The sequence below is a fragment of the Microbacterium sp. genome (assembly GCF_047606385.1).
GTDB lineage: Bacteria > Actinomycetota > Actinomycetes > Actinomycetales > Microbacteriaceae > Microbacterium.
This window is the reverse complement of sequence record NZ_JASGEL010000045.1, coordinates 1-3,433: the sequence shown is the minus strand read 5'-3', so window position 1 is coordinate 3,433 and position 3,433 is coordinate 1. Positions and strand designations below refer to the sequence as shown.

3 protein-coding genes are annotated in these 3,433 nt (G+C 75.2%); all 3 read right to left on the bottom strand.

Annotated elements, in window-relative coordinates:
- The coding region (locus QM626_RS05215) for an LLM class flavin-dependent oxidoreductase (protein ID WP_415074693.1) at positions 1-798 on the bottom strand (798 nt) is incomplete at its 3' end.
- Positions 795-2,642, bottom strand: a complete 1,848-nt coding sequence (locus tag QM626_RS05210) for an ABC transporter ATP-binding protein (RefSeq protein WP_415074690.1) — start codon at positions 2,640-2,642, stop codon at positions 795-797. The genes QM626_RS05210 and QM626_RS05215, both read right to left, overlap by 4 nt.
- Positions 2,639-3,433: ATP-binding cassette domain-containing protein (locus QM626_RS05205; RefSeq protein WP_415074688.1), on the bottom strand; the 795-nt coding region annotated here is incomplete at its 5' end. The genes QM626_RS05210 and QM626_RS05205, both read right to left, overlap by 4 nt.

The window sequence follows — 3,433 nt, the reverse complement described above, 5'->3', positions numbered from 1 at the left end:
GGCCGGGCGGGAGGCGGCGGGCCCGAGCGTGCGCCGTTCCTCGTCGTAGGCGGCGTAGCGGCGCGCGAGCTCCGGCGTCGTCGCGGGCAGGATCGAGCGGCTCACGACGACCCGCGGCGGCCGTGTGCCGGCGTAGGCGGCGCGGTAGGCCTGGATCGCCGCGAGCTGCTCTGCGTTGTAGTCGTGGACGTCGCCGGTGAGGATCGTCGAGAGCATGAGCCGCAGCCCCTGGCCGCCGATGCGCTGGGCCGAGGCGACCGAGCCGCCGCCGTACCAGACCCGCTCGATGAGCGAGTCGCTCACGCCGCGCACCGTCAGCGACTCGCCGACCGCCTCACCGCGGATGCCGCGCAGGAACGTGTCCAGACGTCGCTGCGACTGCTCCCGCCCGTCGTTGACCGTCTGCCCGAACGCGGCGTCGAACCCGCCCTGGCCGGTGCTCAGCCCCAGCTGCAGCCGGCCGCCGGTGAGATGGTCGGCGGTGCTCGCGGCCTCGGCCAGCAGCACCGGGTCCTCGTAGCGGATGCCGATGATCGCGGTGCCGAGCCCGATGCGTTCGGTGTGCTGCGCGACCACCGGCAGGAACACCAGCGGCGAGGCGAGGTAGTTGTCGAAGTGGCGCTGGTAGACCCAGCCGCGATCGAACCCGAGCTGCTCGCCGAGCTGGAACAACCGGATGCCGTCATGCAGCGCCGCGCCGGCCTGGCCGGTCGCGAACGGCACCCGCGTGTGGAAGCCGATGGCCAGCGCGCCCGGCTTCTGGGCAGGCAGATCGGACACGGGGGCGGTGATGGTCATGACGGCTCCTCTTCTCGGATGCTCTTCCACTGTGCGCGGCCGCCGGTGGCGGCGTCCAACGATGTCCGGCGATGGGTACCGATCGCCGCGGCCGATCGGTCCGGCGGACGCTGGCCGTGCAGCAGCGCGTACCGCCCGCCGGCCGCGATCAGCTCGGCGTGCGACCCCTGTTCCACCAGGCGCCCCTCGGCGAACACCAGGATGCGGTCGGCCTGCCGGGCCGTGGCCATCCGGTGCGCGATCGTCACCGTCGTGCGCCCGCGCGCGAGGCGGCGCAGCGCGTGCTGCACCCGGACGTCCGTGTCGGGGTCGACGCCGCTGGTGGCCTCGTCGAGCACGAGCAGGTCGGGGGCCAGGTAGGCCGCCCGGGCGAGCGCGACCAGCTGACGGCCGCCCGCCGACAGCGACTGCCCGCGCTGCCCGACCCGCGTGCGGATGCCGTCCGGCAGCGCGCGGGCCCACTCCGTCAGCCCCAGCTCGGCGAGCACCGCGTCCACGCGGGCGAGATCGGGCTCGTCCTCGCCCGCCGCGATGTTCTCCGCGACCGTCCGGTCGAACAGGAACGCGTCCTGCGGCACCACGGCGACGCGACGGCAGAATGCGTCGGCGGCGACCTGGTCGATCGGCGTGCCGCTCAGACGGATTCCGCCGGCGTCCGCCCGCAGCTGCCGGGTCAGCAGCTTCGCGAACGTGCTCTTGCCCGACCCGGTCTCCCCCACGATCACCACGTGCGCGCCGGCCTCGATCCGCACGTCCACCTCGGCGAGCGCCGGCCGCCCGTCGTAGGAGAACCCGAGCCCGTCGACCTCGACGCGGACCGGGCCCGGCGGGATCACGGCGTCCCCGTCGGGGAGGGCGTCGGCGTCCGCCAGCACCTCGAGCACCCGTCGCCACCCGGCGACCGCGTTCTGGGCGTCGCCGAGCTGGCCGACGAGGAACTGCAGCGGCCGGACGAAGAACGTGACCAGGAACAGGAACGCGATGAGCTCGCCCTCGGCGGGCGCCGGCAGAGCGTCCGGCAGCAGGCCGACGCCGAGCACCGCGCCGGCCACGACCACGGTCGCGGTCACGATCCCGTTGACGAGCTCGCCCATGCCGGTGTTGACTCCGATGGGCAGCACGGTGCGCAGCTGTGCCCGCTCCACGTCGCCGATCAGCGCGTCGGTGCGTGTCTGCACCCGATCGGCCACTCCGAAGCCGCGGATCACCTCGATGCCCTCGATCGCCTCGCCGACGCCGCCGTAGAGCCTGCCGACCGCGACGCGCACCCGGTGGTACCGCTCGGCGATGACGCCGTGCAGCAGCTGCATCGCCGCGAGCGCCGGCGCCGACAGCAGCAGCACGGCGATCGCGAGCGGCCATGAATAGCAGAGCATGACGACCACGGCGATGAGCGCCTGGAACGCGTTCGTCACGAGCGACACCCCGCCCGACTGCGTGAACTGGCTGATCGCGTCGACGTCGCTCGTCACCCGGGACACGAGCGTCGCCCGCGAGGCGCCGCCCTCGGACGGCAGGCGCAGGATGCGGCCGAACGCCTGGCGTCGCAGCGAGGCGAGGGCGTCCTCGCTGGCCCGCACCAGCCGCCGGTTCATCCACATCGACGAGAGGCCGGCCACGACCACCGCGAGGGCGCAGCCGACCACGACCGGCAGCGTCGCCTGCACGGCGGTGCCGGGGGCCAGCGCGCCGTCCACCACGAGCTGCACGCCGACCGCGACGACGACGCGCCCCGATCCCGCCACGAGCGCGAGCACGAGGGTGAGCCAGAGGCCGTGCCGGATCTCGGGCGTGACGGCGAGCCCCTCGCGGATGACGCGCCACGACCCGCGCGCCCGGCTCACGAGGCCTGCTCCGCCGGCGTGACGCGGTCGTACGCCTCGACGAGGGCACGGAACAGCGGGTCGTCCGCGAGCTCGTCGCGGGTGCCCACCGCCCGGACCGCGCCGGCGTCCAGCAGCACGAGACGGTCGGCGAGGGCGAGGGCGGGCGCCCGGTTCGCGGCCAGCAGCACGGTCGGCGCATCGCCGTGCGCGCGACGCTCGTGCAGGTGGCCGGCGAGTCGGGAGAGCACCTCGTGCTCGACGTGCGGGTCGAGCGCCGCCGTCGCGTCGTCGAGCACGAGCAGCGACGGCCGCCCCAGCAGCGCCCGGGCGATCGCCAGCCGCTGCCGCTGGCCGCCCGACAGCGTCGCGCCGCGGCTGCCGAGCACGGTGTCCAGCCCGTCCGGCAGCGCCTCGACGACCTCCCGCGCCGCGGCGACCTCGAGCGCGGCCCAGATCTCGGCATCCGTCACCGGGCCGCCGCCCGCACCCCGCCGACCCAGCACGAGGTTCTCGCGCACGCTCTCGTGCAGCAGGAAGGACGTCTGCGGCACCACGGCGACCGATCGTCGCAGCGCGTCCTCGGCGACGTCGACGTGGCCCACCCCGCCGAGGCTCAGCTCGCCGTCCTCCGCGTCGCGCAGCCCGGCGATGAGGCTCAGCAGCGTGCTCTTGCCCGAGCCGGTGGCGCCGAGCACGGCGACCACCTCGCCCGGGTCGACGCCCAGCTGCACGTCGGCGAGGATGCGGCGGCCCCCGCGCCGCACCGCGACGCCCCGGGCCTGCACGGCGAGGGGCCCCGCGGGCAACAG